General features: G+C 71.8%; 22 protein-coding genes. 10 read left to right on the top strand and 12 right to left on the bottom strand.

Translation table 11 applies throughout. The annotated features are described in order from the left end of the window. Positions 1–2: 2 nt before the first annotated feature. The 4 genes from ACYU7L_RS18920 to ACYU7L_RS18905 are packed head-to-tail and all read right to left on the bottom strand — an operon-like array spanning position 3 to position 3648. Positions 3–890, bottom strand: a complete 888-nt coding sequence (locus tag ACYU7L_RS18920; protein WP_460800003.1) for a branched-chain amino acid ABC transporter permease — start codon at positions 888–890, stop codon at positions 3–5. Between the two features lie 9 nt (positions 891–899). Then, positions 900–1607 (bottom strand): ABC transporter ATP-binding protein, encoded by a 708-nt coding sequence (locus ACYU7L_RS18915; protein WP_460800001.1) that lies wholly within the window; start codon positions 1605–1607, stop codon positions 900–902. After that, positions 1604–2380: an ABC transporter ATP-binding protein gene (locus ACYU7L_RS18910; RefSeq protein ID WP_460799999.1), complete on the bottom strand. Its 777-nt coding sequence runs from the start codon at positions 2378–2380 to the stop codon at positions 1604–1606. The genes ACYU7L_RS18915 and ACYU7L_RS18910 overlap by 4 nt, the downstream gene beginning before the upstream one ends. Before the next feature lie 38 nt (positions 2381–2418). After that, on the bottom strand, positions 2419–3648 hold the full coding sequence (locus tag ACYU7L_RS18905) for an ABC transporter substrate-binding protein (protein ID WP_460799997.1): 1230 nt from the start codon (positions 3646–3648) through the stop codon (positions 2419–2421). Positions 3649–3884: 236 nt separating this feature from the next. On the opposite strand from ACYU7L_RS18905, the gene ACYU7L_RS18900 reads away from it, so the two are divergent. The 6 genes from ACYU7L_RS18900 to ACYU7L_RS18875 are packed head-to-tail and all read left to right on the top strand — an operon-like array spanning position 3885 to position 9482. Further along, the gene (locus ACYU7L_RS18900; RefSeq protein WP_460799995.1) at positions 3885–4940 is read left to right on the top strand and encodes a phosphotransferase family protein; all 1056 of its coding nucleotides are present in this window, start codon (positions 3885–3887) and stop codon (positions 4938–4940) included. Then, entirely contained in the window at positions 4940–5311 is a 372-nt protein-coding gene (locus tag ACYU7L_RS18895) for a DUF6285 domain-containing protein (RefSeq protein ID WP_460799993.1), read from the top strand. Before ACYU7L_RS18900 ends, ACYU7L_RS18895 begins: the two co-directional genes overlap by 1 nt. A gap of 30 nt (positions 5312–5341) precedes the next feature. Continuing rightward, on the top strand, positions 5342–6946 hold the full coding sequence (locus tag ACYU7L_RS18890) for a long-chain-fatty-acid--CoA ligase (RefSeq protein ID WP_460799991.1): 1605 nt from the start codon (positions 5342–5344) through the stop codon (positions 6944–6946). 1 nt (position 6947) lies between these two features. Continuing rightward, the gene (locus tag ACYU7L_RS18885) at positions 6948–7715 is read left to right on the top strand and encodes an enoyl-CoA hydratase (RefSeq protein WP_460799989.1); all 768 of its coding nucleotides are present in this window, start codon (positions 6948–6950) and stop codon (positions 7713–7715) included. Between the two features lie 28 nt (positions 7716–7743). Then, on the top strand, positions 7744–8721 hold the full coding sequence (locus ACYU7L_RS18880; RefSeq protein ID WP_460799987.1) for an NADPH:quinone oxidoreductase family protein: 978 nt from the start codon (positions 7744–7746) through the stop codon (positions 8719–8721). Beyond that, positions 8718–9482, top strand: coding sequence for an SDR family NAD(P)-dependent oxidoreductase (locus ACYU7L_RS18875; RefSeq protein ID WP_460799984.1), 765 nt, complete (start codon positions 8718–8720; stop codon positions 9480–9482). Before ACYU7L_RS18880 ends, ACYU7L_RS18875 begins: the two co-directional genes overlap by 4 nt. Positions 9483–9648: 166 nt before the next feature. Here ACYU7L_RS18875 and ACYU7L_RS18870 read toward each other — a convergent pair whose 3' ends face one another. After that, on the bottom strand, positions 9649–10533 hold the full coding sequence (locus tag ACYU7L_RS18870) for a DUF559 domain-containing protein (protein WP_460799982.1): 885 nt from the start codon (positions 10531–10533) through the stop codon (positions 9649–9651). Positions 10534–10686: 153 nt separating this feature from the next. On the opposite strand from ACYU7L_RS18870, the gene ACYU7L_RS18865 reads away from it, so the two are divergent. Beyond that, the gene (locus ACYU7L_RS18865) at positions 10687–12114 is read left to right on the top strand and encodes an MFS transporter (RefSeq protein ID WP_460799978.1); all 1428 of its coding nucleotides are present in this window, start codon (positions 10687–10689) and stop codon (positions 12112–12114) included. Positions 12115–12213: 99 nt separating this feature from the next. On the opposite strand, the gene ACYU7L_RS18860 is transcribed toward ACYU7L_RS18865, so the two are convergent. Together ACYU7L_RS18860 and npdG are read right to left on the bottom strand one after the other, a co-directional pair. Further along, positions 12214–13449, bottom strand: coding sequence for an acyl-CoA dehydrogenase family protein (locus tag ACYU7L_RS18860; RefSeq protein ID WP_460799976.1), 1236 nt, complete (start codon positions 13447–13449; stop codon positions 12214–12216). Continuing rightward, complete coding sequence (npdG, locus tag ACYU7L_RS18855) at positions 13449–14123, bottom strand: NADPH-dependent F420 reductase (RefSeq protein WP_460799973.1); 675 nt, start codon at positions 14121–14123, stop codon at positions 13449–13451. The genes ACYU7L_RS18860 and npdG overlap by 1 nt, the downstream gene beginning before the upstream one ends. A 137-nt stretch (positions 14124–14260) precedes the next feature. Here npdG and ACYU7L_RS18850 point away from each other — a divergent pair, with 137 nt between their 5' ends. Further along, entirely contained in the window at positions 14261–14917 is a 657-nt protein-coding gene (locus ACYU7L_RS18850) for a TetR/AcrR family transcriptional regulator (RefSeq protein WP_460799971.1), read from the top strand. Positions 14918–15045: 128 nt separating this feature from the next. On the opposite strand, the gene ACYU7L_RS18845 is transcribed toward ACYU7L_RS18850, so the two are convergent. From ACYU7L_RS18845 to ACYU7L_RS18830, 4 genes are all read right to left on the bottom strand, one after another. Further along, positions 15046–15972 (bottom strand): alpha/beta hydrolase, encoded by a 927-nt coding sequence (locus ACYU7L_RS18845; protein WP_460799969.1) that lies wholly within the window; start codon positions 15970–15972, stop codon positions 15046–15048. 19 nt (positions 15973–15991) lie between these two features. Beyond that, positions 15992–16741, bottom strand: a complete 750-nt coding sequence (locus ACYU7L_RS18840) for a hypothetical protein (RefSeq protein WP_460799966.1) — start codon at positions 16739–16741, stop codon at positions 15992–15994. After that, positions 16738–17388: a SatD family protein gene (locus tag ACYU7L_RS18835; protein WP_460799964.1), complete on the bottom strand. Its 651-nt coding sequence runs from the start codon at positions 17386–17388 to the stop codon at positions 16738–16740. Before ACYU7L_RS18835 ends, ACYU7L_RS18840 begins: the two co-directional genes overlap by 4 nt. A 66-nt stretch (positions 17389–17454) precedes the next feature. Continuing rightward, positions 17455–19554, bottom strand: a complete 2100-nt coding sequence (locus ACYU7L_RS18830) for an acyltransferase family protein (RefSeq protein WP_460799962.1) — start codon at positions 19552–19554, stop codon at positions 17455–17457. 67 nt (positions 19555–19621) lie between these two features. Here ACYU7L_RS18830 and ACYU7L_RS18825 point away from each other — a divergent pair, with 67 nt between their 5' ends. Continuing rightward, a complete protein-coding gene (locus tag ACYU7L_RS18825) occupies positions 19622–21418 on the top strand; it encodes a thiamine pyrophosphate-requiring protein (RefSeq protein WP_460799960.1) in 1797 nt (598 codons plus the stop codon). Beyond that, positions 21411–22031, top strand: coding sequence for a flavodoxin family protein (locus ACYU7L_RS18820; RefSeq protein ID WP_460799958.1), 621 nt, complete (start codon positions 21411–21413; stop codon positions 22029–22031). The genes ACYU7L_RS18825 and ACYU7L_RS18820 overlap by 8 nt, the downstream gene beginning before the upstream one ends. Positions 22032–22247: 216 nt before the next feature. On the opposite strand, the gene ACYU7L_RS18815 is transcribed toward ACYU7L_RS18820, so the two are convergent. Then, on the bottom strand, positions 22248–23057 hold the full coding sequence (locus ACYU7L_RS18815; protein WP_460799956.1) for an N-acetylmuramoyl-L-alanine amidase: 810 nt from the start codon (positions 23055–23057) through the stop codon (positions 22248–22250). Positions 23058–23217: the final 160 nt, after the last annotated feature.

Here is a 23217-nt window from a genome sequence, read left to right as displayed (position 1 = left end):
GCTCATACGCGTGCCACCGTCCTCGATCCGAAGAGACCCTCCGGCTTGAGCAGCAGCACCGCCATGATGATGATCAGCGCCACCGCCTGCTTGAAGTCGTTGCCGATGAAGTCGACGTAGGTGCCGGCGAGGTTCTCCAGCACGCCGACGATCAGTCCGCCGACGAGCGCCCCCACGGGGCTGTCGAAGCCGCCCAGCGTCGCCGCGGCGAAGGCGTAGAGCAGCATCGCGGCCATCATGTTGGGCTGCAGGAAGAGCTGCGGCGCGGCGAGCGCTCCGACCAGCGCGCCGATGGCGCCGGCCAGACCCCAGCCGAGCATCAGCATCCGGCCCACGGGGATCCCCGACAGCCTCGCGGACTCGGGGTTGCTGGCCGCGGCCCGCATGTTGAGCCCGAGCCGGGTGTGCTGGAACAGCCAGTAGAGGACCGCGGCGACGACCGCCACCGCTGCCACGATGCCCAGCGCCTGCCGCGACATCGCGGCGGTCCCGAGATCGACGGCGCCCTCGCCGAAGGCCGGCGGCACCTCCTTGGTGAGGTAGCCCCAGATCCAGCCCGCGCCGCTGGTCAGCACCAGCATCAGCCCGAGCGTGACGATGATCAGCGACAGGTGCGCCGACGCGGTCGTGCCGAAGGGACGGATCAGCATCCGCTCGACCACGGCGCCGAAGGCGAAGGCGATGGCCATCGAGATCAGGATCGCGAAGACCAGTGGGACGCCCCAGGTCCAGGCCTGCCAGGTGAGGAAGGCGGCGAACATCGCCATCTCCCCCTGGGCGAAGTTGACGATCCCCGACGCGCGATAGACGAGTACGACGCTCAGTGCCAGCGCGCCGTACAGCGCCCCGGACGCGACGCCGTCGAGCAGTTGTTGCAGCAGCAGCTCCATCATTGCTCCCTAGTAGCCGAGATAGGCACGGCGGATCTCTTCGTTGTTGCGCAGGTCCTCGGCCCGGCCGGCGGACACGACCTCGCCCGCCTCGAGCAGGACGGCCGTGCTGCCGATGTCGAGGGCGAGGTGGGCGTTCTGCTCGACGACGAGGATCGCCGTCCCGGTCTCGCGGTTGATCTGTCCGAGTGAGTCGAACAGCGAGCGGGTGGTGTTGGGCGCCAGGCCCAGCGACGGCTCGTCGAGCAGCAGCAGCCGGGGGGAGAACATCAGGGCCCGCGCGATCGCGAGCATCTGCTGCTCCCCACCGCTCAGGCTGCCGGCCTGCTGGGCGGCGCGGTCACCGAGGCGGGGGAAGATCGAGTACCAGTGCTCGATCTGGGCCCGCTCCTCGCGGTCTCGTCGCAGGTGGGCGCCGATGCGGAGGTTCTCCTCGACGGTCATGTCGCTGAACGTGCCGCGCCCCTGCGGCACGTGGGCGATGCCCAGTGCCGCGATCTTCTCACTGGAGCGGCCCAGCAGCTCGTGGCCGTCGAAGGTGACCCGGCCGCTGCCCTTGATGATCCCCGACAGCGCCCGCAGCAGGGTCGTCTTGCCGGCGCCGTTGGCGCCCAGCACGACCGACACCTCACCCTGCTCCACGTTCAGGCTCACCTGGTGCAGGACCCGGACGGGGCCGTAGCCGGCGACCAGCTGGTCGACCTCGAGCAGACTCATGCCGCCCCTCCCAGGTAGGCCTCGATGACCTCGGGGTGGGCCCGCACCTCAACGGGCGGGCCGTCCGCGATCTTGCGTCCGAGGTTGAGCACCACGACCTGGTCGGAGGTGCGCATCACCATCGCCATGTGGTGCTCCACGAGGAGCACGGAGAGTCCGCGCTCGTCGCAGAGCCGACGGATGGTGTCGGCCAGCTCGATGACCTCGGAGTGGATGAGGCCGTTGGCCGGCTCGTCGAGCATGAGCAGCTCCGGCTCCGCCATCAGCGCCCGCGCCAGCTCGACCCGCTTGAGCGTGCCGTAGGGCAGTCCTGCGGCGAGGGAGCCGGCCACCGGCGTGAGGTCGAGGTCCTCGATCAGCTCGCGGGCCCGGGTCACCTCCCTGCGCTCCTCGCGGGCCACGCCCAGCCAGCCGAGCCCGGTGGCCACCATCCCTGAACGGGTGCGGTGGTAGCCGCCGGCCAGCACGTTCTCCAGGACGGTCATGGAGCCGAAGAGCCCGAGGTTCTGGAAGGTGCGGGCGATGCCGACCGAGGCGATCTGCTCGGTGCGCAGGGACAGCAGGTCGGTCCCTGCCAGCGTGATCTCGCCGGAGTCGGGCTCGTAGAGCCGGCTGATGCAGTTGAACAGCGTGGTCTTGCCCGCCCCGTTGGGACCGATCAGGCCGCAGACCTCGCCCTTGGCCAGGTCGAACGACGGCCCGTCGAGGGCCACCACCCCGCCGAAGCGCAGGCGCACGTCGCGGACCGAGAGGAAGGGCTGGCCGGCGGCCACGCTGCTCCTCGAGGACGTCGCCGCCGGGGTCATCGCCGTCACTCCCGCTCGAGGACGTCGCCCTCGAGCTGCCAGGTGGTGCCGTCGAAGGTCATCATCTGGACCTGGCTCGTGAAGAAGGGATAGTCCTCGGTGGTGGAGGCCTTCACCTCGGGCAGGTAGAGGTCGGGCTGGACGTCCGACATGCTCTGAGCCGCTTCGAGCATGTCGTCGCGCGTGCAGCCGTCCATCTCCTCCAGCACCGAGACCATCAGCTGCGCCGTGGTGTAGCCGTTGGCGGCGGTGGAGTCCGCGGCCTCGACGTCGCCGCTGTGCTTCTCGGCGAAGGCCTTCCAGGCCTGCATGCCCTCGTCGTCGTTCCACCCCGGGTCCGACACGTCCTTGAGCCAGGTGAAGGAGACCGCGTCCATCGCGCCGGCTCCCGCCGGTTGCATGATGTTCTTCGCGTGGTTGGTGCCCGAGGTGATCATCTTCAGCGGCTCCCAGCCGATCTCGTCGGCCTTCTTCAGCGACTGGGTCATGAACGTGCCCGTGGCGTAGTTGAGCCAGACGTCGGCCCCCGACTTGGCGAGGTTGACGACCTGGGAGTCGGCGGTGCCGCCGGACTGCTCGTAGGCCTGCGAGGCGACGATCTCGACGTCGGTGCCCTCGAACTGCTCCTCGAAGTTCTCCAGCATCCCCTTGCCGAAGCCGTCGTTCTGGTAGAGCACGGCGACCTTGGCCTGCGGGTTCTTGTCCAGGACGTAGTTCGCCATCGCCTGCGCCTCGAACTCGTACTGGGGCAGGAAGCCCATCGTCCAGTTCTCGTCCTGGTCGAGGAACTCGTCGGTGCCGGTCATCGCGAAGAGGTTGGGCACCCCGGCGCCGGCGACGAAGTCGCTGATGGCGAGGTTGGGGGACGTGCCGAGCACGTTCATCATCGCGAACACCTGGTCCTGCTCGACCAGCGTGCGGGTGTTGCTCACGGTGCGGGCGGGGTCGTAGGCGTCGTCGATGGCCTTGTACTCGATCTTGCGCGTCTTCCCGTCGCCCATCTCGACGCCGCCCTCGGCGTTGAGGTCCTCGAAGTAGCCCTCGGTGGCGCGGGCGATCGCGCCGTACACGGCGGCGGCACCCGACATCGGGATGCTCGTGCCGATCTTGATCGTGTCGTCGGTGATGCCCGGGGAGCAGTCCCCGCTGGCGCCCGTGGAATCGTCCCGGCCCCCGCAGCCGGAGAGGAGCAGGGCTGCGCAGGTGACGGCGAGCAGGGAAAGACGGTGGTTCATGGTCAGCCTCCAGGGGTAGCGCCCGGTCTTGTGCCAGCGACGACGTTCACTGATTACCGAGCGATCGCTTGAAAGCAAACACACTCCAACCGGCTTTCGTCAATGACTTGACGCGAAAAGGTGTGAGCGACTTCACTCATCCCTGTCCGAGAATCGTTTAGAGTCACGAGCGACCGTTCGCTCATTGCTTGACGAACAGCGGGTCGCGGATCTCGGGCCCAGCGAAAGGAGACGCCGTGGACGAGCAGGCTGCCCTCGAGGGCAAGCTCGCCCCCCTGGTCGAGAGGCTCTTCGACCCCGGGTGCACCCTGCAGGGGCTGCGCCGGGTCTCCGGCGGAGCCAGTCGCCAGACCTGGACCTTCGAGGTGGACGCCCCCGACGGAGGACACCGACAGCTGATCCTGCGGCGCGACCCGCCCTCGGAGCCCCGCCCCGAGGAGATGTCGCGCGAGGCCGCCGCGCTCGCCGCGGCCCGGCGCCACGGCGTCCCCGGACCGGACCTCATCGACTTCTCCGCCGACCCCGGCCCGCTCGGCGCGCCGTACCTGCTGATGACGTTCGTGCCGGGCGAGACCATCGCCCGGCGGATCCTGCGCGACGACCGCTACGCCGGGGCGCGCGACGTGCTCGCCGCCGACCTCGGGGCCGCCGCGGCCCGCATCCACCAGGTCCCGCTCAGCGAGGTGCCGCTGATCCCCCACATCGACACCCTCGAGGACCTGCGCGCGAGGTACGACGCGACGGGGGTCGCGCGCCCCGTTCTCGACCTGGCGCTGCGCTGGCTGGAGGACCACCGACCGCCGGTGACGGGCGCTCCCGTGCTGGTGCACGGCGACTTCCGGCTGGGCAACGTCATCGTCGACGAGGCCGGGCTCGCGGCGGTGCTGGACTGGGAGCTCGTCCACGTCGGCGACCCGATGGAGGACCTGGGCTACCTCTGCATCCGCGCGTGGCGCTTCGGCGGGCCCCGGCCGGTGGCGGGGGTGGGCGACTTCGCCCAGCTGTTCGACGCCTACGAGGCCGTGAGCGGTCACCGACCCGATCCGGACGTCGTCCACTGGTGGCAGGTCGCCGGAACCCTGTCGTGGGGGGTCGGCTGCCTGGTGCAGGCGGGGCGGCACTTCGCCGGCACCACGCGCTCGGTCGAGCTCGCTGCCATCGGGCGCCGGGTCGCCGAGCAGGAGTACGACCTGCTGAACATGCTGCACGGCCGGGTCCCGGCCTCGTCGGCCCACTCGGGCCCCTCGTCCGCCGCACCGGCCCCGATCGCGATCCCGGGAGGGACCCGCTGATGCTGCACACCTATCCCGACGCCAGCGAGATCGTCGTGGCCGTGCGCGAGTTCCTCGAGCACGACGTGATGCCGGCGACCGAGCCCGGCCTCTCCTTCCACGCCCGGGTCGCCGCCAACCTGCTGCGCACCCTGGAGCGCGAGCTCGCGCTCGGCCCCGGCGGCGAGGAGCGCTTCCAGCACCGGCTCGCCGAGCTGGGCGCCGCCGACGAGGAGGACCTCGCGCGGCGCATCCGCACCCGTGACCTCGATCCCGCGGACGAGCGCCTGCTCGACGCGCTGCGCACGATCACCGGGGACCGGCTCGCGGTCGCCAACCCGAAGTACCTGTCCGACGAGGTCGACGACGACCCGCGCTCCGCCGGCCGTTGAGACAGCCCGTCCACATCGAGAGGGAGACCCATGGACACCACCACCGTGACCGACCACATGACCGGCCACCCCAGCCAGCCCCTCACCTGGGTCCACCAGGTCACCAAGCACGCCCAGTCCCAGCCCGACCGGGCCGCGATCCGGTTCCGGGGGGCCACCACCACCTGGGCCGAGCTCGACGACCGGACCCGCCGACTCTCGACCGTGCTGGAGCAGCGCGGCGTCGGCGCCGGTGACCGGGTGCTGGTCCTCCTCACCAACCGGCCCGAGTTCGTCGAGGCCCTGGTCGCGATCAACCGGCTCGGCGCGATCGCCGTACCGGTGAACTTCCGGCTCGTGGCGAGCGAGGTGGCCTTCCTCGCGGAGAACTCCGGGTCACGCGCGGTCGTGGTCGAGGAGGCCCTGGCCCCGCTCGTCGCCGGCGTGCGCGAGGCCCGCGCGGGCGGCCTGCCCTGCCTGGTCGTCGGTGCCGACGTGGCCCCGGCCGGGCCGGGCGCCGAGCTCTACGAGGACTCCCTCGCCTCCGCGGAGCGGCACGCCGCGAGCGGCCCGGACAACGTCGACACGCTGGCGCTGATCATGTACACCTCCGGCACGACGGGCCTGCCCAAGGGGGCGATGCTGACCTACCAGAACCTGCTGGGCCAGACGATCACGCTCGTCCAGGCGTTCCGGCTCTTCCGCGACGACGAGATCGGCCTGGTCACCTCCCCGCTGTTCCACATCGCCGCCGTGGGCGCGCTGGTGCCCCAGCTGGTGCTCGGCTTCACCACCGTCATCACGCCCACCGGCGCGTTCGACCCCGAGTCCTTCCTCGACCTCGTCGAGTCGGAGGGGGCGACCAGCGCGTTCCTGGTCCCCACCCAGTGGCAGGCGGTCTCGGCCAGCCCGACGATCCCGCAGCGCGACATCCGGCTGCGGAGCATGGCCTGGGGCGCGGCGCCCGCGACGCCCGCCGTGCTGCGAGCGATGGAGGCGGCCTTCCCCGGCGTCCCCAACGTGTGCACGTTCGGCCAGACCGAGATGTCGCCGATCACCACCGTGCTGCCCGGCGAGGACGCGATCCGCAAGATCGGCTCCATCGGCAAGCCGGTGCCACTGGTCTCGGTGCGCGTCGTCGACGCGGAGATGAACGACGTCGCACCCGGCGAGATCGGGGAGATCGTCTATCGCGGTCCGCAGACGATGCGCGGCTACTGGGACAACCCGCGGGCCACCGCCGAGGCCTTCCGCGGAGGCTGGTTCCACTCCGGCGACCTGGTCCGCGTCGACGAGGAGGGCTTCTTCTACGTCGTCGACCGGCTCAAGGACATGATCATCTCCGGCGGTGAGAACATCTACAGCGCCGAGGTCGAGGCCGTCGTCGCCGACCACCCGAAGGTGCGCGAGGTCGCCCTCGTGGGCAGCCCCCACCCCAAGTGGGGCGAGACCCCGGTCGCCGTGGTGGTGCCGCACGACCCCGCGGACGCGCCGACCGAGGAGGAGCTGATCGCGTTCTGCGCGACCCGGCTCGCGTCGTACAAGAAGCCGACGCGGGTGGTGGTGCTCGGCGAGATGCCGCGCAACGCCTCGGGCAAGATCCTCAAGACGCCGCTGCGCGACCTGGTCCGCGACGAAGCCGCGGCGGTGAGCTGAGATGGACCTGTCCCCCCAGGGCCTGGGCCAGGAGCTCGTCGACGGCGTCCTCCACCTGCAGCTGAACCGTCCGGACAAGCTCAACGCCGTCACCACCGAGCTGCTCGAGGAGATCACCGCGACCCTGCAGCGGGTGAGCGCCCAGGGCGGCGTCCGGGCGGTCACGCTGTCCGGCGCGGGAAGGGGCTTCTGCTCCGGGGCCGACCTCAGCGACACCGACGAGGAGGTGTCGGTCGACGCGGCCAACGCCGCGGTGCGTGCGCTGCGCGGCGCCCCGGTCCCCGTGGTGGCGATGGTCCACGGTCCGGCGGCCGGCGTCGGCTGCTCGCTGGCCCTGGCCTGCGACCTGGTGCTGATGGGCTCCTCGTCCTACCTGATGCTCGCGTTCACGAAGATCGGGCTGATGCCCGACGGCGGGGCGACCGCGCTGGTCGCCGCCTCGGCCGGGCGGGCCCGGGCGCTGCGGATGGCGCTGCTCGCCGAGAAGGTTCCCGCCGCCGACGCCCTGGCCTGGGGACTCGTCGCAGGCGTGACCGACGACGACCGCCTGCAGGAGGAGGGGCGGGCGCTCGCCGCCCGGCTCGCGCAGGGGCCCACCCGCGCCTACGCCCTGACCAAGGACGCGATCAACGCCGCCAGCCTGGCCGAGCTGGAGGGCGCACTCAGCCGCGAGGCGGAAGGACAGACGGTGCTGGCAGGCACCGCCGACTTCGCCGAGGGCGTCGCGGCGTTCCAGGAGCGGCGCGATCCGGTGTTCACCCACCACTGACCCGAGCCTTCGACCTCAGGAGACCTAGATGCGTGCATGGCAGATCCGAGCCGCCGGCGAGCCCGTCGACGTGATGCACCTGGCCGAGGTCGCCGACCCGGTGGCCGGTCCTGACGAGCTGCTGGTCCGGGTGGAGGCCGCGGCGCTGAACTTCCCCGACCTGCTGCTGTGCCGCGGCGTCTACCAGGAGCGTCCCGAGCTGCCGTTCACGCCCGGGCTGGAGGCCTGCGGGCGCGTCGTCGGCGGGGAGCGCGACGGCGAGCGCGTCCTGCTCGCGCCCCGCCTCCCCCACGGCGCGCTCGCCGATCTCGTGACGGTGCCCGCCCCGGCCGTCCTCTCCGTCCCCGAGGCGATGTCGCCCGTCACCGCGGCGGCCATGCTCACGACGTACCAGACCGGCTGGGCGGGCCTGCACCGACGGGCCGGTCTGCGGGCGGGCGAGACCCTGCTCGTGCATGCGGGAGCAGGAGGGGTCGGGAGCGCCGCGATCCAGCTCGGCAAGGCGGCCGGCGCTACGGTCATCGCGACGGCGGGCGGGCCCGACAAGGCGGAGATCTGCCGCGAGCTGGGCGCCGACGTCGTGGTGGACTACCTCGCCGACGACTTCGTCGCGGCCGTGAAGGACGCCACCGACGGGCGAGGCGCCGACGTCATCTATGACTCGGTCGGGGGCGACGTCTTCGACCGCAGCCGCAAGTGCATCGCGTTCGAGGGACGCATCGTCGTGGTGGGCTTCGCGGGCGGGCGGATCCCGGAGGTGGCGGTCAACCACCCGCTCATCAAGAACTACAGCATCGTCGGCCTGCACTACGGGCTCTACGCGCGCCACGAGCCGTCGTACGCCGCGCAGGTGCACGCCGAGCTGCTCGCCCTGTGGGAGGCGGGCCGGATCGATCCGCTCATCGGCGGCGAGGTGGCCTTCGAGGACGCGCCCACCGCGCTGACGTGGCTGGGCGAACGAGGCACGATCGGCAAGATCCTGGTCCTGCCCGGCGGCGGGTCATGAGCCCGCTCGACGCGTTCCGCCTGGACGGCCGGACGGTCGTGGTCACCGGCGCCAGCTCCGGCCTCGGCAGCGGCTTCGCCCGAGCGCTCGGCGCCGTGGGAGCGCGGGTCGTGCTCGCCGCGCGGCGCGCCGACCGGCTCGCTGACCTGGCGGCCGAGCTCGAGGGGCAGGGCACCGAGGTGCTGGTGCACGCCACCGACGTGACCTCGCCCGACGCCTGCGCCACCCTCGTCGAGGCCGCTATGGCGCGCTTCGGGTCGGTGGACGTGCTGGTCAACTGCGCCGGGGTCGGCGGCGCGGTGACGGCTCTCAAGGAGACGCCGGAGCACTTCCGCGGCGTCGTCGACACCAACCTGCACGGCACCTACTGGATGGCGCAGGCCTGCGGCCGGGTGATGCAGCCGGGCAGCGCCATCGTCAACGTGTCCAGCGTGCACGGGCTGCGGGCGTCGCGCTTCCCGCAGGCGGCGTACGCCGCGAGCAAGGCCGGCGTGCTGGGCCTGACCCGCGACCTCGCGCAGCAGTGGACGCAGCGGCGCGGCATCCGGGTCAACGCCCTGGCGCCGGGCTACTTCGCCAGCGAGATGACGACGGACGGGGAGGCGGCCCTGCAGGACATGGTGGCGCGCCACGCGCTGATCCCGCGCTTCGGCCGCCAGGAGGAGCTCGACGGTGCGCTGCTGTTCCTGGCCAGCCCGGCCTCGAGCTATGTCACCGGCACGACGGTGGTCGTGGACGGTGGGCTGTCGGTGACGGTGTGAGTGCCTGGTCGTGAAGGGACAGGCGGCCTCAGGCGAGGAAGCGCTGCGGCGCCGGCCGGGGTCGCTGGTCGAGGTCGCTGGTCGAGGTCGCTGGTCGAGGTCGCTGGTCGAGGTCGCTGGTCGAGGTCGCTGGTCGAGCAGGTTGCGCAGCAACCGACGTCGAGACCTACCGCCCCGTCACCGCCCGCAGACACGCCAGCACATAGTCCGGGTCCAACATCACCTGCTGCCAGGTGAACCGCAGCACGGTCCACCCCTCCAACACCAGCGCGTTGTAGCGCCAGCAGTCCCGCTCGTGCGCCTCCTTGCCGGTGTGGAACTCCCAGGAGTCGGCCTCGAGGACCAGGCGCCGGCCGGCGTCGACGAGGTCCGGGTGCAGCATCCGCCCTCCGGCCGAGACCGGGTGCTGCGGCACGACGCTCAGCCCAGCCTCGATCGCCAGCGCACGCAGCACGGACTCGAACGCGTTGGCCGCGCGCGCATCGGCTGCGGAAGCAACCCGTCGCGCCGCACCGGCCCCCTTCCCGCGCACCTGCTCGGCGGCACGCACGAGCGAGTGCGGGTCGACGTCGCCGCTGCGCAGCGCCGAGTCGGCCACGGCCAGCGCCGGCGCGAACGGCAGCGTCCGGGCGCAGTCGACGACGGTGCGGAGCTTGGAGGTGACGAGCCCGGTCTCGCCGTCGAGGTCGGCGTAGTGGAGGTGCACGCCGCGCCGACTCTTGCGCGCCGCATTGCGCGGCACGGTCACCCACGGCATCGATGGACGGAAGGCGAGTCCCCACTCGTGGTGCTGCGCGGCACTCAGGTGGGACACGACCCCATGCAGCTCTCCGGCCTTCTGCAGGGCTCGGTCGATGTCCGGCAGCCCGTAGCGGTTGCGGGTGAGGCGCTTGATGTCACCGCGGCCCACCGCTGTCCGCACGCGGCGGATGGTGGTCAGTCTCAGCAGCCGCTGCCGCGTCGCGACGCCCCCCAGTCGGATGAGCGCATCGACAGGGTCCAGGGCAAGGATCTCGTCCTCCCACTCGAGGGCCTCAGCACCAACTGACACGGCCTCAGCCTGCCGAAACGGACGGAACGCCGCTGACGTCATCCACAAGCGACCGTTCAGAAGGAAAACTCGCCGTGGCCCCCGCTCAGGGCTGGTCCCGAGGGGCGTGTCTTCCTTCTGAACGGTCGCTGCCGGGCACGGCGTAACCTGCGGATGCCCCACCGAACCCCCGAAGGACCCGCCATCCCCGCCGCTCCCACCCCCCAAGAGCCCCAGCCCCACCCCCAACCCTGGCTCCTCACCACCCTCGCCCTCCTCACCACGGTCACCGCGGTCGTCAGCAGCCTCGGCGCCCCGTTGGTCCCGGTCATCGCGGAGGAGCACGGCGTCTCCCTGCACGACGCGCAGTGGACGCTGACCGCGACGATGCTGATGGGCGCGGTCTCCACCCCGGTGCTGGGCCGTCTCGGCAGCGGCCGCCATCGCCGCCGCGTAGTCCTCGCCGGCCTCGGCGTCGTCCTGCTCGGCCTCCTGCTCGCCGCCCTCCCCCTCGGCTTCGCGGCCCTGCTCGCCGGGCGCACCCTGCAGGGCGTCGGCCTGGCGCTGACCCCGCTCGCGATCGCCGCGGCCCGCGACGGCATCCGCGGCCCCCGCCTCCCCGGCGCAGTCGCGCTGCTGTCGGTGACGACGGTGGCGGGCGCGGGGCTCGGCTACCCGGTCACCGGACTCGTGGCCCAGGTCGGCGGCATCCAGGGCGCGTTCTGGTTCGGCCTCGTCCTGTGTGCCCTGACGCTCGCCGCCGCGGTCGCGTTCCTCCCGCCGGTCACCGACGCGGAGGCGACCCCCGTCGACTGGACGGGGGCGGTCCTCCTCGGCTCCGGCACCGCCGCCGTCCTGCTCGCCGTCAGCCAGGGCGGCACCTGGGGCTGGTCGTCCGTCACCACGCTCGCCACCGCCGCCCTCGGCCTCGTCGCACTCGTCGGCTGGGTCGCCCACGCGCTGCGCACGCCGTACCCCCTGGTCGACCTGCGCCTCGCGCTGCGCCGCGGTGTGGTGGCCGCGCACGCGACCGGGCTGGCCGGCGGCGTCGGCATGTACATGATCCTCACGCTGTCCGTGGTCCTCATGCAGTCCGACGACTGGGGGCTCGGGCAGCCGGTGAGCATTGCCGCTCTGGTGCTGGTGCCCTACTCGCTGATGAGCGTCCTGGGCAGCCGCGTCTCCCTGGCGGTCGGCCGCCGGATGGCCCCGGAGCTGGTGCTGCCGATCGGCTGTCTGCTGTACGTCGTCGCGGCCAGCGGGATGGCGCTGTGGCACGGCCACGTGTGGCTGGTGCTGGTGTGGATGGCGCTCGCGGGGCTGGGCAGCGGCGGGACGTTCGCCAGCATGCCGGGCGTGATCGTGCGCCACGTGCCGCAGGCGGAGACGGCGAGCGCGCTGTCGTTCAACCAGGTGCTGCGCTACCTCGGCATGTCCATCGGCACCACGCTCGGCGTGACCGTGATGGCCCTGGCCTCGACCACCGAGGCAGACGAGCAGGGCCTGGAAGCGGCCCTCTGGACGGCAGCCTCGATCATGGCCGCAGCCGCACTCACCGCCCTAGCGCTGACCCGTCAGAAGATCCCCGCGACCCGTCCCTAAATCCAGCCGACCCGGCGGAAGATATCCACAGGTGAGTATCTTCCGCCGGGTCAGCGAGATCTTCTGCCGGGTCAGCTGAAGTTTCTGACGGGTCGGCGGCTAGAGGTTGAAGAGGGGCTCGGCGCCCAGCTCGGCGCGGCCGAGCGTCACCAGGTGCACCTCGTCGGGGCCGTCGAAGATCCGCATCGCACGGATCCAGCCGTAGAGCCCCGCCAGCACGGTCTCGTCCGAGACGCCCGCGCCGCCGTGGACCTGGATCGCCCGATCGATCACCGACAGTACGGCGCGGGGCACGGCGACCTTGGCCGCCGAGATCAGGTGCCGGGCCGCCTTGTTGCCCTCGGAGTCGATGACGTACGCCGCCCGGTGGCAGATCGCGCGGGCCTGCTCGAGCTCGATGCGCGACTCCGCGATCCGCTCGCGCACCCCCGACTGGTCGGCCAGCGGCTTGCCGAACGCGACCCGCTCCTGGGTGCGCTTCACCATCAGCGCCAGCGCCCGCTCGCCGGCGCCGAGGGCGCGCATCACGTGGTGGATCCGGCCCGGGCCGAGCCGCATCTGCGCGGCCGCGAACCCGCCGCCCTCCTCGCCGAGGATGTTCGACACCGGCACCCGTACGTCGGTGAACTCCACGATGCAGTGCCCGTGCTGGTCCTGGTGGCCCATCACCGTCAGCGAGCGCTGGATGTCCACGCCGGGAGTGTCGACGGGGACGATCACCATCGACTGCTGGCGGTGCCGCGGGGCCTCGGGATCGGTCTTGCCCATCACGATCAGCACCTTGCAGCGCGGGTCGGCCGCACCGGAGGTCCACCACTTGCGCCCGTTGATGACGTACTCGTCGCCGTCGCGCTCGATCCGCGTCTCGATGTTGGTCGCATCCGACGACGCGACGCCGGGCTCGGTCATCGCGAACGCCGAGCGGATCTCGCCGTTCAGCAGCGGCGTGAGCCACTGCGCCTGCTGCTCGGGCGTGCCGATCAGGTGCAGCAGCTCCATGTTGCCGGTGTCGGGCGCCTGGCAGTTGATCGCCTCCGGCGCGATCTCGATCGACCAGCCGGACAGCTCCGCGATGGGGGCGTACTCCAGCTGCGTCAGCCCGGACTCCGAGGGCAGGAAGAGGTTCCACAGCCCCCGCTCGCGGGCCTTGGCCTTCAGCTCCTCCACCACCGGCGGGAGCGTGTGGTCGTCGTGGCCGACGTGGCGGCGATACTCGTCGTACGACGCCTCGGCGGGCAGCACCTCCTCGGCGACGAACCGGCGCATCTCCTCGAAGAGGCGTACGGCGTTGTCCGAGGGGGCGGGGTAGGCCGGGTACATCGCGGAGGTCAGCATCAGACGTCCGTGATGCGCACGCCGGCGTGCGACTTGTAGCGACGGTTGACCGAGATCAGGTTGCACGTCAGCGCCTCGACCTGGTGGGCGTTGCGCAGCCGGCCGCCGAAGATGCCGCGCATCCCGGGGATCACGTCGACCAGCGCCTGCACGGTGTCGGTGGCCTCGCGGTCGTCGCCGAGGACCAGCACGTCGGTGTCCATCGAGGTGACCTCGGGGTCCTCGAGCAGCACCGCGGACACGTGGTGGAAGGCCGCGGTCACGATCGAGTCGGGCAGCAGCGCGCGGGCCTGCATCGCAGCCGACCCCTCCTCGACGGGCAGCGCGAAGGCGCCCTGCTTGTCGAAGCCCATCGGGTTCACGCAGTCGACGACGATCTTGCCGGCCAGCGCCGACGCCAACTCCTTCAGCAGGTCGCCGTGGCCCTCCCACGGGACCGCGACGATCACGATGTCGCCCGCGGCGGCGGCTCCCGCGTTGTCCGCGCCGGTGACCGTGCCGCCGACGGCCTCGACCAGCGTCGCGGCCGTCTCGGAGGCGCGCTCGGCGCTGCGGCTGCCGATCACGACGGGCACGCCGGCGGCGGCGAAGCGGCGCGCGAGGCCGCGGCCCTGGGGTCCGGTGCCGCCGAGTACGGCGATCGTCTTGCCGGCCAGCTTGTCGTCGAGCGTCACGTGCGTACTCCTTGGATCGGGGCGGGAACGGCTCGACAGTACCCGCTTCCTAAGACATAGTCATTAGGAAGCCCGGCTGCCGGGAACCGCCGGCACCACGCCGACCACACACGCCGTACGACGAGAGGGGGCCGCCGATGACGCCCGGATCCCCCGCCCCCACCAAGCGCCGGCACGCGACCGGCGAGTCGACGCGGCTGCTGCTGATGGAGACCGCCGAGCGGCTCTTCGCGCTGCGCGGGATCGAGGGCGTGAGCGTGCGCGAGATCCAGCTCGAGGCGGGCCAGTCGAACTCGTCGGTGATCACCTATCACTTCGGCTCGAAGGACGGCCTGGTCCAGGCGCTGGTCCGGCACCGCCACGGCGGCCTCGACGAGCGCCGCGCGGCGGTCCTGGCGGAGATGCGCGCCGACGAGACCGCGGGCGACCTGCGCGCGATGGTCTGGCTGGTGGTGCGCCCGCTGATCGCGAGCATCCGGGCGGGCGAGATGTACGTGCCGTTCCTGGCCCGGCTGAGCGAGAACACGCGTGCCAACACGGCGTACTGGCCGGCCGACGTGCAGCCGTGGGGCGTCGCCGGGGTCGAGCAGGTGCTGGACGCCGCGCTCGCCGACCTGCCGCCGCGGATCCGTCGGGGGCGCACGTTCCAGCTTTACAACTCCGTGCTCAACCTGCTCGGCGAGGAGGCCCGCAGCGGCCGCGCGATCAGCGAGGCGCAGCTCAACAACTACGTCGACGGCTGGGTCGGCATGCTCACCGCCCCGGTCTCACAGCAAACCCGAGCCCTCCTCTAGCCGCCCGTCGGCAAATCCCCGCGACCCGGCGCCAACTTCGCGCAACCCGGCGCAACATATCCACAGCTGCGAGAGTTTCTGACGGGTCACCGAGATCTTCTGACGGGTCACGCGAAGTTTCTGACGGGTCAGCGGTGGAGCACCTTCTTGAACCGCCCGATGTAGTCCGCCACCGCATCGGCCGCGGCCGGGCTGAAGATCCCCATCTCGGCGAACCCGTGGATCATCCCGTCATAGCGGACCTGGTCGACGTGTACGCCGGCCTCGGCGAGCTTGGCGGCGTAGAGCTCGCCCTCGTCGCGCAGCGGGTCGAACTCGGCCGTGACCACGACGGCGGGCGGCAGACCGGCCAGCGACTTCGCGTGCAGCGGCGACAGGCGCGGGTCGAGCGGGTCGATGCCGGGGCTGGCGTACTGGATCCCGAACCACTGCATGGTCGCGGAGTCGAGGAAGTAGCCCTCGGCGTTCTCCACCCGGGAGGCGTGCTCGCCGAGCATGTCGGTGACGGGGTAGATCAGCAGCTGCGCGGTGACCCGATCGGGCAGCACCTGGGCGACGCCGGTCGCGAGGTTGCCGCCGGCGCTGTCGCCGGCGACGCCGAGGCGCTGGTCGCCGCCGAAGTCGGCGAGCCGGTCGGCCACCCAGGTGACCGCGGCGAGCGCGTCCTCGGGCGCGGCCGGGAACCTGTGCTCGGGAGCGAGCCGATAGTCGACGGCCACCACGACCGCGTCGGCGTCGCGCGCGATCCGGCGACAGCTGGGGTCGTGGCTCTCGAGGTCGCCGATGACGAACCCGCCGCCGTGCAGGTAGACGACCGTCGGGCGCGCCCCCTCGCCGGCGGGGCGATAGACGCGGGCCGGGATGTCGCCCGCAGGGCCGGGGATCGCGATGTCCTCGACGGAGGCCATCTCGATGACGCCCTCCTGCGCGGCGGTCATCGCCGACAGCGCACCGAACGCCGCACGCGCGTCCTCGGGGGTGCTCTCGTGCATCGCGGGGCGCTCAGCGGAGGCCATGAGTTCGAGGAGGGCACCAAGGCCCGGGTCCAGAGGCATGGCGACAACGTAACCGACCTCACAACGTCATGGAGCCCAAAGCCAAGCCGGCGAGCGCGATCAGCCAGCTGGCGAAGCTGCCGATGAGGAAGTACTCCGTCACGTCGCTGGGCCCCGGTGACTCCCGGCCCGCTCGCTCGGACTCCTTGAGCTCGGGGAAGCGCAACAACGCCTTCGCCGCGGCGACCAGGGCGGCGCCGGCGAGCTCGCCGGCGAGTCCGAGCCCGACGATCAGCAGCCGCTCCATCGGCCCGAGCACCCGTCCGCCGCGCAGCTTCTTCTCGTTGGGCCCGACGGGCACTCCGACCACGTCGAGGAGCAGGCGTACAGCGATGTTGGCCGTCGAGACTTGCACGAGCAATACGCCGCACACCAGCAGCAGCCGGTCGGGATCGACGCCGGCGAGCGCCGTCTGCTCGAGTGCGTCGCGCAGCCCGTCCGCGCTCCCGCCGCGCGACCCGGCGATGACGAGTCCGGCCAGTCCCGCCCCGAGCGAGAGGTACGACGCGGCGACCCAACCGCGGTGACCGGTCCCGCCACGCGTCGTCACCACTGAGGAGGCGACGATCCACCCGCACAGCGCCGCCGCCCCGACGAGCCAGCCGACCGCGCCACCCTGCTGCGGCCCCACGAGCACGGCTCCCCCACCCAACAACGCGAGCCCGATCAGGCACAGCAGCACCCGGCGCGAAGCGCTCGTCGCGTCGCCGGCGGCCCGCAGCAGGTCGCACAGCCCGACGACGACCAGCCACAGCGCGAGGGCGGTCACGTGACTCCTCCGAGCATCGTCTGCGCCTCCTTCACCGCCTGGATCCCGCGTGCGAACTGCTGGGAGACCGCGGACTTGCTGATCCCCTCCGCAGCCGCGATGTCGCGCTGCGTCGCACCCTCCAAGGAGAGCAGAAGCATCCGACATCCCCTCTCGCTGAGACGGTCGACGACCTGGTCGCGACACAGCAGGAACGCGTTGGCCAGCCCGGCGTCGGGCACCCCGGCCCCCTCGCCCTGCGGCGCCTGGCTCGCGTCATACCAGGTGCGGGCCGTACGTCGCCCGGGCCGGCCCAGCTCGTCGATCGCCTGCCGGGCGCTCCACCAGGCGGGCCCGTCCTGGAGCATCGGGCGCCGGTCGGCCTCGAGCACCTCGCGCTCGCCGACGCCCAGCCCGTAGCGCGAGTCGATGTGGGGCAGCAGGTGCAGCCGCAGCAGGAGCGCGGCCAGCGCCGCGTCGGCGAACGAGCCGAACGCCCCCTGGAACTCGTCGCCCACCGTGGGCTCGAGCCGGTCGAGCGGCGGGACCATCTCCGCGACCCGCGCGAGCGCCTCACCCACCGCGTCCTGGACCGACGCCCGCGAGGTAGCGGAGCGGGAGGCGACGAGGTCACCGATCAGAGTGAAGACGATGACTGAACTTGCCATGAGTTCAGATTATCGCTGAACATCTGGCAGGTAAAGGCTATAACTGAACCGAGCCGCTGGCGCTCGTCAATCACTGATGTTGTCGGCCGAAGCTTCGCCCGACAACGTCTGCGTTCCCCGGTCGACCGGGGAAACCACCACCCGCTCCAGCTCCCGCACCAGATAAGGCCCCAACGTCCGAGCGAACGTCCCCGTCAGATGCCCGACGGTGTCCTGATAGACGATCACGTTCCCGATCACGGCCGGGCAGAAGCCGTCGACGCACAGGAACTCCCGAAGGTCCACGACCCGCACTCCGTCCACCAAGGAAGCCGCCTGCACCGGCAGGTCCGGCCGCGCGAACCCAGCGGACTCGGCCGTCCCACACCCAGACTGCGACGCCCGGAACCCCACCCGCCGCACGCAGCTCAGCGACTCCGCGCTCGGCTCGGCGACGTCCGCGACGACGACCACCTGCGTCCCGCGCGCCACCACCGGCCGCCAGGCCTCCGCATAGTCCGACGGGGTCGCCGCGACCGACGAGCCCCGGTTGCTGGTCGTGATCACCAGGTCATACGGCTCACCCGTCTCCAAGGCCGAGCGGATCTCAGGAAGGGCGGTGCACTTCGGGGTCGCGATCGTCCACCACTGACACATCACCCCGGCGTAGGAGTCGACCCGCCAGTTCAGCTGCTCCAGGGACGGCGTCAGCGCGGGCATCAGCAGCGCCGCGTGGCTGTCCCCGACCACGGCGACCCGCAGCGCGTCCGCCCGCTCGCTCCCCTGCGAACACACCTCGAACGACCCCCGCGTCCCGATCCAGCACGCGAACGCGCCCCCGGAGTCGCGCTCCATCTCCGCCACCGGCGGCGAGAGCGAGTCCCCGTCGTTCAACGGACACCCGTTCGCGGCATCCATCGCCCCGGCGCCGACGCACCGATAAGGGTCGTCGCCAGCCTTGATCCGGTCCCCCGCCAGCGCCGCGGCCGGCACCAGCGGCACCTCGGTCTGCGTGCCGACGAGCCGCCCACCGACCACAGCCAGTACGACGAGCGCGGCCGCCACCGACGCCACGCGCACCCACCCGACCACCGGCCGCACCCGCCGTACCCCCGAGACACGGACCCACTCCGCCCGCCGCGCCGGCCCCTCCACCCACCGATACGACGCCCACGCCAACACCACGGTCAGCCCCAGCGCCACCACAAAGAACCCAACCCCCGTGGACACCATCACCGCCGGCAGCAGCACGATCACCGGGAAGTGCCACAGATACAGCGAATACGAGATCTCCCCCAGCCCCACGCTCACCCGGTTCGTCAGCACCCCGAGGTACGACGAGGCGCCGGCGCCGATGACGAGCGCGGTGGACAGCACCGGCAGCAGCGCCCACGGCGCGGGGAACCCGCCCTCGGCCGGCACCACGAGCACCGACAGCACGATCCCGCCGAGCCCGGCCCAGGCCAGCACCACCCGCACCCAGGCCGCATCGGGACCGGCCCCGCCGAGCCGGGCCAGCCACGGCGCCAGCACCGCGACGAGCGCCCCCACCCCGAGCTCCCACACCCGCGTCAGCGTGGAGAAGTAGGCCACCTCAGCCGCAGACGAGCTCTGCACCAACGCCCACCCCAGCGACGCGACGACGACCGCCCCGACCGCCACGCCGACCAGCGCACGCCCCGAGGACCGACCCCGGCGGCCGACCACCAGCACCCCGACGAGCAGCCACGGCCACACCAGGTAGAACTGCTCCTCCACCGCCAGCGACCAGTAGTGCTGCAGCGGCGACGGCGCCGCCCCCTCCTGGAAGTAGTCCGCTCCCTGCGCCGCGAAGCGCCAGTTCGCCACGAACCCCAGGCTCGCCAGCGCATCCCACCCGACGTCACGCCAACGAGACTCGAGCAGCGCGTACGACGCGGCGAGCGTCGCCGCGATCACCAACGTCGCGGCCGGCACGATCCGCTTGACCCGCCGCCGATAGAACCCCCCGAGCGAGAGAGCCCCGTGCGCCTCCCACTCGCGCAGCAGCAGCCCGGTGATCAGGAACCCGGAGATCACGAAGAACACGTCGACCCCGACGAAGCCACCCCGGGGCCAGCCCGTGAGGTGGTCCAGGATCACGGCGACGACCGCCACGGCCCGCAGGCCCTGGATGTCAAGCCGCTTGGCTCCCGTCTCCGACCCCACCCGCGGCAGTCTAGGGATGCCGCGACCGTGCAAGCGTGCACAGGCACCAGTCGGGTACCGACCCACCATGCCGACCCACCAGCCCCTCGTGGCCGACCTGATCGTCGAGCGCCTGCGCCGCTGGGGCGTGACCCGCCTCTTCGGCTATTCCGGCGACGGCATCAACTCGTTCATGGGCGCCCTGCGCCGCGCGAACGGCGACCCGCACCTGGTCCAGGCCCGCCACGAGGAGAACGCCGCGCTGATGGCGGTCGGCCACGCGAAGTACACCGGCGAGGTCGGCGTCGTCACCAGCACCCAGGGCCCGGGGGCGGTCCACCTGCTCAACGGCCTGTACGACGCGAAGCTCGACCACGTGCCGCTCGTCGCGATCGTCGGCCAGCAGCAGACGACGACGATGGGCTCGGAATACCAGCAGGAGATCGACCTGCAGTCGGTCTTCAAGGACGTCGCCGCGCAGTTCCTGCAAACGATCCTGTCCGCCGAGCAGGCGCCGATGGTCCTCGACCGCGCCTTCCGCACGGCGCTCGCGACCCGCTCCCCCTGCGTCGTGCTCGTGCCCCACGACGTGCAGAAGATGGAGGCCCCCGAGGAGCTCCCCCAGGAGCACGGCGTGATGGTCACCTCTCCCGGGTGGCGCCGCCCCCGCGTCACGCCGTACGACGACGCGCTGCGCGAGGCGGCCGACGTCCTCAACTCCGGCGAGCGCGTGGCGCTGCTGGTCGGACAGGGCGTGCGCGAGGCCGGGGAGCAGGTGCGCGCTGTCGCGGAGCGGCTGGGCGCGGGCGTGACGACGAGCCTGCTCGGCAAGCCGTGGTGGGACGAGTCGCTGCCCTACAGCTGCGGCGTCATGGGCCACCTCGGCACGACGGCGTCGGCGCGGCTGATGGAGGAGTGCGACACGCTCCTGATGATCGGCACCAACGACCCGTGGACGGAGTACTACCCGCCGCCCGGCCAGGCCCGCGCCGTCCAGATCGACCTCGACGGACGCCATCTGGGCAACCGCTACCCGATCGAGGTGGGCCTCACCGGCGACGCCGCGGACACCCTCGACCTGCTGCTGCCGATGCTCGAGGAGCGCACCGACACCGCGTGGCGCGAGCGCGTCGAGCGAGCGGTCACCGACTGGCACGCGCTGGCCGAGGAGCGCGCCGCGATGCCGGCCGAGCCGCTCAGCCCGGAGCCGGTGGTCCGCGCGCTCAGCGACCACCTCCCCTCCGACGCGCAGGTCAGCGTCGACGTCGGCTCGATCACCTATTGGTATGCCCGCCACCTTCGACTCCCGCCCGGAGTCCAGGCCCACCTGTCCTCGACGCTGGCCACCCTCGGCTCCGCGCTGCCGTACGGCGTGGCCGCCAAGCTCGCCGCCCCCGGCCGACCCGTGATCGCGATGCTCGGCGACGGCGCGATGCAGATGAACGGCGTCGCGGAGCTGATCACCGTCTCCCACCTGTGGCACGAGTGGCGCGACCCGCGCTTCGTCGTACTCGTCCTCAACAACCGCGAGCTCGCCGAGGTCACCTGGGAGCAGCGCGAGATGGAGGGCGACCCGCGCTTCGACGACAGCCAGTCGCTGCCGGACTTCCCCTATGCGGGCTATGCCGAGCTGCTCGGCCTGCGCGGGATCCGCATCGACTCCCCCGACCAGATCCACAGCGCCTGGCAGACCGCGCTGTCCGCCGACCGCCCGACGCTGATCGAGGCGATCGTCGACCCGGACGTGCCGCTGCTGCCCCCGTTCCCCGCCGGCGAGCAGAAGCTCGAGATGTTCCGCCGCGGTCTCGACCAGGAGGGCGCCGCCGGCGCCCATGCCCGTCAGATGCTCGATGTCCAGGCCGAACAGGAGAAAAACGATGGTTGAGCCTGTCGAAACCAAAGCCCTGATCCTCAACTGCACCCTCAAGCCCTCCCCCGCCCCCTCCAGCACCCAGCAGCTCGCCGAGGAGCTGATCGGCGAGCTCACCCATCAGGGCGTCACCTGCGAGATGGAGCGGGTCGTCGACCACGACGTCCGCTTCGGCGTCAGCCCCGACGAGGGCGACGGCGACGCCTGGCCGGCGCTGCGCGCCAAGATGCTGGCGGCCGACATCCTGATCATCGCGACCCCGATCTGGATGGGCCAGCCGTCGTCGGTGTGCAAGATGGCGCTCGAGCGCCTGGACGCCGAGCTGAGCGAGACCGACGACGAGGGCCGGATGTCGACCTACGGCAAGGTCGCGGGCGTCGCCGTGGTCGGCAACGAGGACGGCGCCCACCACGTGAGCGCCGAGGTCTACCAGGCGCTCAGCGACGTCGGCTTCACGATCCCCGCCAACGGCGTGACCTACTGGGTGGGCGAGGCGATGCAGGGCACGGACTACAACGAGGTCAGCCCCCGCCCGGAGAAGACCGCCTCCACCACCCGCACCCTCGCGGTCAACGCGGCCCACCTGGCGAAGCTCCTCAAGGAGAGCAACTACCCGGCCGCCAACTGAGCCAAAGTAAAATCGGTTTCAATCTCTCCCATTGCCGGGCGAGATGCCGTAACTTTGTCTTCGAAGTCGCCTGCGGACCCGAGACCGCGGGCGACTTCGCTATTTACGACAAGTTCGTTGGTCGAGCAGGTTGCGCAGCCGAGTTCGTTGGTCGAGCAGGTTGCGCAGCCGAGTTCGTTGGTCGAGCAGGTTGCGCTAGCAACCGACGTCGAGACCTCACCCGAGATAGGCCACAGCAGCCTTCCGCAGCGCCGAGGCGAACACCCCAGGCCGCCGCACCATCAACCGCGCATCCCGCGCGTTCCGCATGTTCCCCAGCTCCGCCATCACCACCGGCACGTCGGACAGGTTGAGCGTCCCCAGGTCCCCGCGGAAGTCCAGCCCGTCCCCGCCGGCGATGTACGTCGCACGCGGCAGCCCCGCCTCCCCCAGCGCCCGGCGTACGGCGAGCGCGAGCCGCCGCGACGGCCGGTAGATGTCGTTCGTCCAGCCCCGTCGCGACGTGGGCGCGATGACGTGGAAGCCGCGCCCGCCACTGGTGGAGCCGTCGCCGTGGATGCTGAGCTTGAGGTCGGCGCCGATCCGGTTGCCGGCCCGCCCGCGCTCGTCGACGCACGGCCCCCACCGGTCCGCCCGGTTCGAGGTCCGCGTCATCAACACCCGGGCCCCACGAGCGACGAGCTGACGCCGCAGCCGCTGTGCGACCCGCCAGGCGAACGTCGCCTCGGGGTAGCCCGCGTTGGTCGCCGTCCCCGTCGTGTTGCAGGCCTTGTGGAACCCGCCCGCCGGCACCTGCCGGTTGATCCGGCGCGGGTAGTTGCTGTTGCCGACCTGGTGACCGGGGTCGAGCACGATCGTCCGCCCGACCAGAGGCCCCTCCGCACGCGGTACGACGCGCCCGGGCGCCGCGGCCTCGGCAGCCACCCCGGCACCGCCCACCCGGGCACCGTCCACCGACCCAGCAGAAGCCGGCGCGCCCCCGACCCCCACGACGACAGCGAGCATCAGGGCGAGGAGAGTGCGCATGCGCACCAGTCAACTACGCCCGACACCCCACGTCACGATCCCAGCTGGTTCAGACCACTCGGCACGTTTCGACCGCTCCATCAAGACCCGACGAGTCCCGACCGAAAGACGCCCCATGCGAGAGTCGACCCGTGGGCTGATCTTCGGGCTGCTGTTCAGC

Source organism: Nocardioides pacificus (assembly GCF_054775955.1).
Note: the sequence above shows the minus strand (reverse complement) of the source record. Positions and strands in the feature narration are given on the sequence as shown.